We start from the raw sequence: 6,570 nt of genomic DNA, 5'->3' as shown, positions 1-6,570 counted from the left end.
GAGCCTCACGCCACAGGGGTGGGGGGTCGCGGCGGCGTTGGGCGCTGCGCGCCCTCGCCGACAGCGAGCGCAGCCACCGCGGGAACCTACGGACTGTGTGCCTCCTCCCACCGTAGGAGTGTTCACCTAGCGGGCATTTCTACACTCCGGCCAACGGAGCCTCTTGGATTCAGTGCCTTTCCCCTGGCTGAGCGCCGCGATCCTGTTCCCGATCGGTGCGGCCCTGCTCATCCCCTTCGTGCCCGACAAGGGCGACGGCAAGCAGGTGCGCTGGTACGCCCTCGGCATCGCCCTCACCACCTTTCTGTTCACGGTGGCGGGCTACCTCAACGGCTATGACCCCGCGGTGGAGGGGCTGCAGCTGGTGGAGCGGGTGGAGTGGCTGCCCGATCTGGGGCTGGCCTGGTCGGTGGGGGCCGACGGCCTCTCGATGCCTCTGATCCTGCTCACCAGCTTCATCACCGCCCTGGCGGCGCTGGCGGCCTGGCCGGTGAGCTTCAAGCCCAAGCTCTTCTATTTCCTGCTGCTGGCCATGGACGGCGGCCAGATCGCGGTGTTCGCCGTGCAGGACATGCTGCTCTTCTTCCTGGCCTGGGAGCTGGAGCTGATCCCGGTGTATCTGCTGCTGGCGATCTGGGGCGGCAAGAAGCGCCAGTACGCCGCCACCAAGTTCATCCTCTACACCGCCGGCAGCTCCCTGTTCATCCTCATCGTGGGGCTGGCGATGGCCTTCTACGGCGGCGACACCAGCTTCGAGTACACGACGCTGATGGCCAAGGAGTTCGGCACCCGCTTCCAGGTGATCTGCTACGCGGGCCTGCTGATCGCCTTCGGCGTGAAACTGCCGATCGTGCCGCTCCACACCTGGCTTCCGGACGCCCACGGGGAGGCCACGGCGCCGGTGCACATGCTCCTGGCCGGGATCCTGCTGAAGATGGGCGGCTATGCCCTGCTGCGCTTCAACGTGCAGCTGCTGCCGGAGGCCCATGCCCAGTTCGCGCCCCTGTTGGTGGTGCTGGGCGTGGTGAACATCATCTACGCGGCGCTCACCTCCTTCGCCCAGCGCAACCTCAAGCGCAAGATCGCCTACAGCTCGATCAGCCACATGGGCTTCGTGCTGATCGGCATCGGCAGCTTCAGCGACCTGGGCACCAGCGGCGCCATGCTGCAGATGATCAGCCACGGCCTGATCGGTGCCAGCCTCTTCTTCCTGGTGGGCGCCACCTACGACCGCACCCACACCCTGCAGCTCGACGAGATGGGCGGCGTGGGCCAGCAGATGCGCAAGATGTTCGCCCTCTGGACCATCTGTGCGCTGGCCTCGCTGGCCCTGCCCGGCATGAGCGGCTTCGTGTCGGAGCTGATGGTGTTCGTGGGCTTCGTCACCAGTGAGGCCTACACCCTCAGCTTCCGGGTGGTGATGGCGATCCTGGCCGCCGTGGGGGTGATCCTCACCCCGATCTATCTGCTCTCGATGCTGAGGGAGATCTTCTTCGGCAAGGAGAACGCCGAACTCTCCTCCCACACCCATCTGGTGGATGCTGAACCGCGTGAGATCTACGTGATCAGCTGCCTGCTGGTGCCGATCGTGGGCATCGGCCTCTACCCGCGGATCATGACGGACAGCTACAGAGCCTCGATCGAGGCGCTCGTGCAGCGGGAAACCCTGGCGATGGGGCGGGTGATCCACCCTCCGGCCAGCAGCCTGATCCGCCAGCCCCTGCTGCAGGCCCCGACCCTGACGGGATGAGCCAGGGCGGCGTGACAGAACCCTGCGGTTGCCCTGCCCCCCTTTCGGCCGGCAGCAGGACTGCTTACGCTCCTGATCCCTGTGCCTGGGGTGTGCCCGGATGAAACAGCTGAACTTCCTGCTTATCTTCAGCTTCGGTCTGGCGACCGTGATGTTCACCCTCGAGAACACCGCCGCCACCACCGTGCATTTCCTGCCCGGTGTGGCCACCACCATGCCGCTGGCGGCCCTGCTGCTGGTGGTGGGCGGGATCGGCGCCACCGCCGCCTGGGTGTTCGCGGTGTGGACCGGCGTGGTGCGCAAGGTGGAGGCCATGCAGAGCCAGAGCGACTACGAGGCCCAGCAGGTGCGCATCCAGGAGCTGGAAAACGACCTGCAGCGCTACCGCGCCACGGTGGATGCCCAGCTCGGACTGCTGCCGGCGGCGGGTGAGAGCTCCGCCCAGGGGGCCTCCGGGGATGACGATCTGGCCAGCGCCGAAGACGCGAGCGCCAACGGCTGAGCAGGCCGAGGGGGTGGTGGCTCCGTCCGGGCACCGGTAGCGTGCGGCGACACACCCTTGCGACAGCGGCACAGGATTGACCGACGGGGGCGCCAGGCTGGCCATCCGGCTGCTGCAGGATGCGGCCGAGCGAGGGGATCTGGACCCCTGGGACGTGGATGTGATCGCCGTGATCGACGGCTTCCTCGATCAGCTGCGCCAGCGCATCGCGGTGCCGCGGCTGGTGGCCTCCACTGGCCGGGGCGGCAGCTACGAACAGGATCTGGCTGAAACGAGCGAGGCCTTTCTGGCCGCGTCCGTGCTGGTGAGCCTCAAGGCCGAGGTGCTCGAGGCCAGCACCTTCCCCCCGGAAGCGCCGCTGGAGGCGGACCTCGACCTGGCCTTCGACGCCGACGGCCAGGGCTGGATCATCGATCCGGCCCTGCAGCTGCCGCGGCGGCCGGAACGGCACCTCTGGCGTCGGCCGGTGGCGCCGCCACCGCTGCAGCGCCCGGTGACCCTGGGTGAGCTCATCCGCCAGCTCGAGGACATCGCCGAGCGGCTCGAGCAGGATGCCGGCCGCCCCCGGCAGCGCCATCGCTCCCGTCGCTACAGCGAACGGGCCGCCATCGCCCAGGTGGCCGCCCTGGCCCATCGCGAGAAGCTGCCGGAAACCACGGCGGCCCTGAGCCGGTTCCTGGTGGAGTGGAGTCCTGCGGAAACCTGGGTGGATTTCGAGACGCTCGTGGGTGCCTGGAGCGAGGCTGGCCAGCGCCCGCCCGATGAGGGGGAGGACGATCTCGACAGGGATCGGGTGGGCGTGTTCTGGGCTCTGCTGTTTCTGTGCCACCAGGGCAAGGTGGAGCTGGAGCAGCGGGGCGGACTGTTCGGCAGCCTGAGCCTGCGGCGGTGCCTGGAGATCCGGTCGCAGAGCCCCATGCCAAGCCCTGGCGACGACCAACCGGCCCAGCTGGCGGCGGCCGGGTCAGCTTTGATGCCGGCCGCTAAACAGCTCGTGGCCTGAGCCTGCGCGTAGGGTGGGGCCTCCGACCGACGAGAGTACGCGCCGATGAAGGCGATGATCCTGGCGGCCGGCAAGGGAACTCGGGTGCGTCCAATCACGCACACGATTCCCAAGCCGATGATCCCCATTCTGCAGAAACCCGTGATGGAGTTTCTGCTTGAGCTTCTGCGGCAGCATGGCTTCACCGAGATCATGGTGAATGTCTCCCACCTTGCCGAGGAGATCGAAAACTATTTCCGGGACGGCCAACGCTTCGGCGTGGAAATCGCCTACAGCTTTGAAGGCCGCATCGAGGACGGTGAGCTGATTGGTGATGCCATCGGCTCCGCCGGCGGACTGAAGAAGATCCAGAACTTCCAGAGATTCTTCGACGACACCTTCGTGGTGCTCTGCGGCGACGCCCTGATCGACCTCGACCTCACCGAGGCCGTCCGACGCCACCGCGAGATCGGCGCCATGGCCAGCCTGATCACCAAGCGGGTGCCCGCCGATCAGGTGAGCAGCTATGGCGTGGTGGTCACCGACGCCGATGGCCGGGTGCGTTCCTTCCAGGAGAAGCCCTCGGTGGCCGAGGCCGCCAGCGACATGATCAACACCGGCATCTACATCTTCGAGCCGGAAGTGCTGGACTTCATCCCCAGTGGCCAGCCGTTCGACATCGGCTCGGACCTGTTCCCCAAGCTGGTGGCAGCAGGTGCCCCCTTCTACGCCCTGCCGATGGAGTTCGAATGGGTGGATATCGGCAAAGTGCCCGATTACTGGCAGGCGATCCGCAGCGTGCTCCAAGGGCAGGTGCGGCAGGTTCAGATTCCTGGCAAGGAAGTGAGGCCCGGTATCTTCACCGGCCTGAACGTGGCTGCCGACTGGGACAAGATCCACGTGGAGGGCCCGATCTACGTGGGCGGCATGACCAAGATCGAGGACGGCGTCACCATCATCGGCCCGGCCATGATCGGCCCCAGCTGCCTGATCTGTGAGGGAGCCACGATCGACAATTCGATCATCTTCGACTACTCCCGAATCGGCGCCGGGGTGCGCCTGGTGGAGAAACTCGTGTTCGGCCGCTACTGCGTGGACCGCAACGGTGATCACTTCGACCTCCAGGAAGCTGCACTCGACTGGCTGATCACCGACGCCCGACGGCAGGACGTGGTGTCCCCCAGTCCGCAGCAGAAGGCCATGGCCGAGCTGCTCGGCAGCGATCTGAGCCTCAGTTAGAGGAGCTGGGGAGCCCTGGCGGCAAGCGGCGGGCTGCTGGTCTCGGCGGCCCTGGGGGTCAGGCCTGCCCTGGCCAGGATCATCGGGATACGCTCCTCGGCCTTGATTGCCATCATGTGCACCCCCTGGGCGATCTCCAGGTAGGAGGCCACCTGTTCCGCCGCGATGGCCACCCCTTCGGCGGCGGGATCGGGGGCGGCCGCGAGCCGATCGATCAGGGACTGGGGAATGTTGGCTCCCGGCACCACCCGGTTGATGAAGAGGGCGTTCTTGGCCGACTTCAGCAGGAACACCCCTGCCAGCACAGGCAGCCCGAGGGGCGCGGCGATCTCCTCCACGAAGCGGCGCAGGGCCTCGGCGTCCGTGACCATCTGGGTCTGCACGAAGCGCGCTCCCGCCTCGCGCTTGCGGCGCATGCGGGCCTTCAGACCGCTCCAGCTGGGGCTCTGGGGATCCGCTGCCGCCCCGGCGAAGAAGGCGGTGCCGCCATCGGGCAGGGAGCCCTTCACGGGGTCCTGACCGGCATTGAGGCTGGCCACCAGCTGGAGCAGCCGCACCGACTCCAGCTCGTTCACGGGCCGGGCATCGGGCTGGTCGCCGGCTCGCACCGGATCGCCCGTGAGGCAGAGCAGGTTGCGCAGGCCGAGGGCGTGGGCACCCAGCAAATCGGCCTGGAGGGCAATCCGGTTGCGATCGCGGCAGGCCATCTGCAGCACCGGCTCGATCCCGCCGTCGAGGAGCAGGCGGCACATGGCCAGGCTGCTCATCCGCATCACCGCCCTGCTGCCATCGGTGACGTTGACGGCATGCACCCAGGGCCGCAGCGAGGCCGCCGCCGCCAAGGTGCGCTGGGGATCAGCGCCCCGTGGCGGGGTGACCTCGGCCGTGATCGCCGGCAACCCACGGGTGAGAACCTGTTGGAGCAGCAAGCCGAGCTTCGCGTTGCAGGCCCATCATGCGGCAGGGCACTGCCTAGAGTGAGACGAAGCCTGCATGGGGCCTGGTCGATGGGCAGAGAGCTCCAACAGTCTCAGGAGCGGGACCTCTCGGAACGGGAGCTCGAGATCATTGCGCTGGTGGCCGAGGGCCTCACCAATCAGGAGATCGCCGGCACGCTCACCATCAGCAAGCGCACCGTGGACAACCACGTGAGCAACATCTTCACCAAGACCGGCGCCAAGAACAGGGTGGCTCTGCTGAACTGGGCCATGGATCACGGCAAGATCTGCCGTGATGGCTTCAACTGCTGCGCGCTGGATCAGCCCGCAGACGCCTAGTCCGCGGCGCTGATCAGGCAGCCGCAGCCTGAACAGCCCCTACCGGAACGAAGGAGGAATCTCCGGCCGCCGCGCTGAGAGGAGAAGGCAGCACGGCCACACTCTCCAGGCTGTAGCTGTCCTCCGTCAGGGAGAACAGGTCGGCATAGGCCAGACAATCGTCATGATCACGCCCGGCGAAGCGCAACACTCCCTGGCTGTCGTAGAGGCCGACCAAGACGGACCTTAAGAAAGTCAGCTGATTGTATCCGATGCAACGGCTGCGCCGTGGAGCCACGGGGGCAGGCCGGCCCGCGCAGTGGCACTCCATCGGGCCAGGGGCAGGCGCGCCAGGGCGGCGTTGCTGAGTTCATGCCGTCCGGTCACCTCCTGACGGCACCAGTCGGGCACCACCACCTCCTGATCGGGCCGCTCCAGTTCCACTTCGGCCACCACCAGCGGGGCGTTGTCCCCCTCGAACACGTCCACGATCCAGTCGCCACCCGGAAGATCGAGCCCATGGCGCCACTTGCTGAGCTGCTGGGGAGCCAGAGCCATCAAGGCCGCGGCATCCTCGGCGGGAATGGGGTACTCGAACTCCTGGCGCACCGATCCATCCAGGCTGGTGGGGTCCATCGACTGCGGCGGGCGGGCCTTGAGCGTCAACCAGGCTTCGTGGCGAGGTGGTGGTCCCTCGTGGGCGGTGCGGCGCACCCGCAGGGTCACCCCGTCCGGTCGGGCCACCAGGTAGCCCTGATCCAGCCGGGCCCGCCAGCGCACATGCCGCTGCCAGCCGTCTCCATCCACCAGGAACCGCCGCTCGATCTCCAAAGCCATGGAC

At 67.3% G+C, this 6,570-nt stretch carries 8 protein-coding genes; 5 read left to right on the top strand and 3 right to left on the bottom strand.

Annotated elements, in window-relative coordinates; translation table 11 throughout:
- Positions 1-172 precede the first annotated feature (172 nt).
- From CPCC7001_RS11250 to CPCC7001_RS11235, 4 genes are all read left to right on the top strand, one after another.
- Entirely contained in the window at positions 173-1,750 is a 1,578-nt protein-coding gene (locus CPCC7001_RS11250) for an NAD(P)H-quinone oxidoreductase subunit 4 (RefSeq protein ID WP_156796917.1), read from the top strand.
- A gap of 100 nt (positions 1,751-1,850) precedes the next feature.
- A complete protein-coding gene (locus tag CPCC7001_RS11245; protein ID WP_006909334.1) occupies positions 1,851-2,252 on the top strand; it encodes a LapA family protein in 402 nt (133 codons plus the stop codon).
- A 76-nt stretch (positions 2,253-2,328) separates the two neighbouring features.
- A complete protein-coding gene (locus CPCC7001_RS11240; RefSeq protein ID WP_006909576.1) occupies positions 2,329-3,255 on the top strand; it encodes a segregation/condensation protein A in 927 nt (308 codons plus the stop codon).
- Between the two features lie 45 nt (positions 3,256-3,300).
- Complete coding sequence (locus tag CPCC7001_RS11235) at positions 3,301-4,473, top strand: NDP-sugar synthase (RefSeq protein WP_006911166.1); 1,173 nt, start codon at positions 3,301-3,303, stop codon at positions 4,471-4,473.
- Here CPCC7001_RS11235 and CPCC7001_RS11230 read toward each other — a convergent pair.
- Positions 4,470-5,402, bottom strand: a complete 933-nt coding sequence (locus CPCC7001_RS11230; protein ID WP_006911678.1) for a methylenetetrahydrofolate reductase — start codon at positions 5,400-5,402, stop codon at positions 4,470-4,472. The genes CPCC7001_RS11235 and CPCC7001_RS11230 overlap by 4 nt on opposite strands.
- Before the next feature lie 78 nt (positions 5,403-5,480).
- Here CPCC7001_RS11230 and CPCC7001_RS11225 point away from each other — a divergent pair, with 78 nt between their 5' ends.
- Positions 5,481-5,750 (top strand): LuxR C-terminal-related transcriptional regulator, encoded by a 270-nt coding sequence (locus CPCC7001_RS11225; RefSeq protein WP_043369001.1) that lies wholly within the window; start codon positions 5,481-5,483, stop codon positions 5,748-5,750.
- 13 nt (positions 5,751-5,763) lie between these two features.
- Here CPCC7001_RS11225 and CPCC7001_RS11220 read toward each other — a convergent pair whose 3' ends face one another.
- On the bottom strand, positions 5,764-5,967 hold the full coding sequence (locus CPCC7001_RS11220) for a hypothetical protein (RefSeq protein WP_006910194.1): 204 nt from the start codon (positions 5,965-5,967) through the stop codon (positions 5,764-5,766).
- Between the two features lie 17 nt (positions 5,968-5,984).
- Positions 5,985-6,566 (bottom strand): CYTH domain-containing protein, encoded by a 582-nt coding sequence (locus tag CPCC7001_RS11215; RefSeq protein ID WP_043368998.1) that lies wholly within the window; start codon positions 6,564-6,566, stop codon positions 5,985-5,987.
- Between the last annotated feature and the right edge of the window lie 4 nt (positions 6,567-6,570).

This window comes from Cyanobium sp. PCC 7001, assembly GCF_000155635.1.
GTDB lineage: Bacteria > Cyanobacteriota > Cyanobacteriia > PCC-6307 > Cyanobiaceae > NIES-981.
Note: the sequence above shows the minus strand (reverse complement) of the source record. Positions and strands in the feature narration are given on the sequence as shown.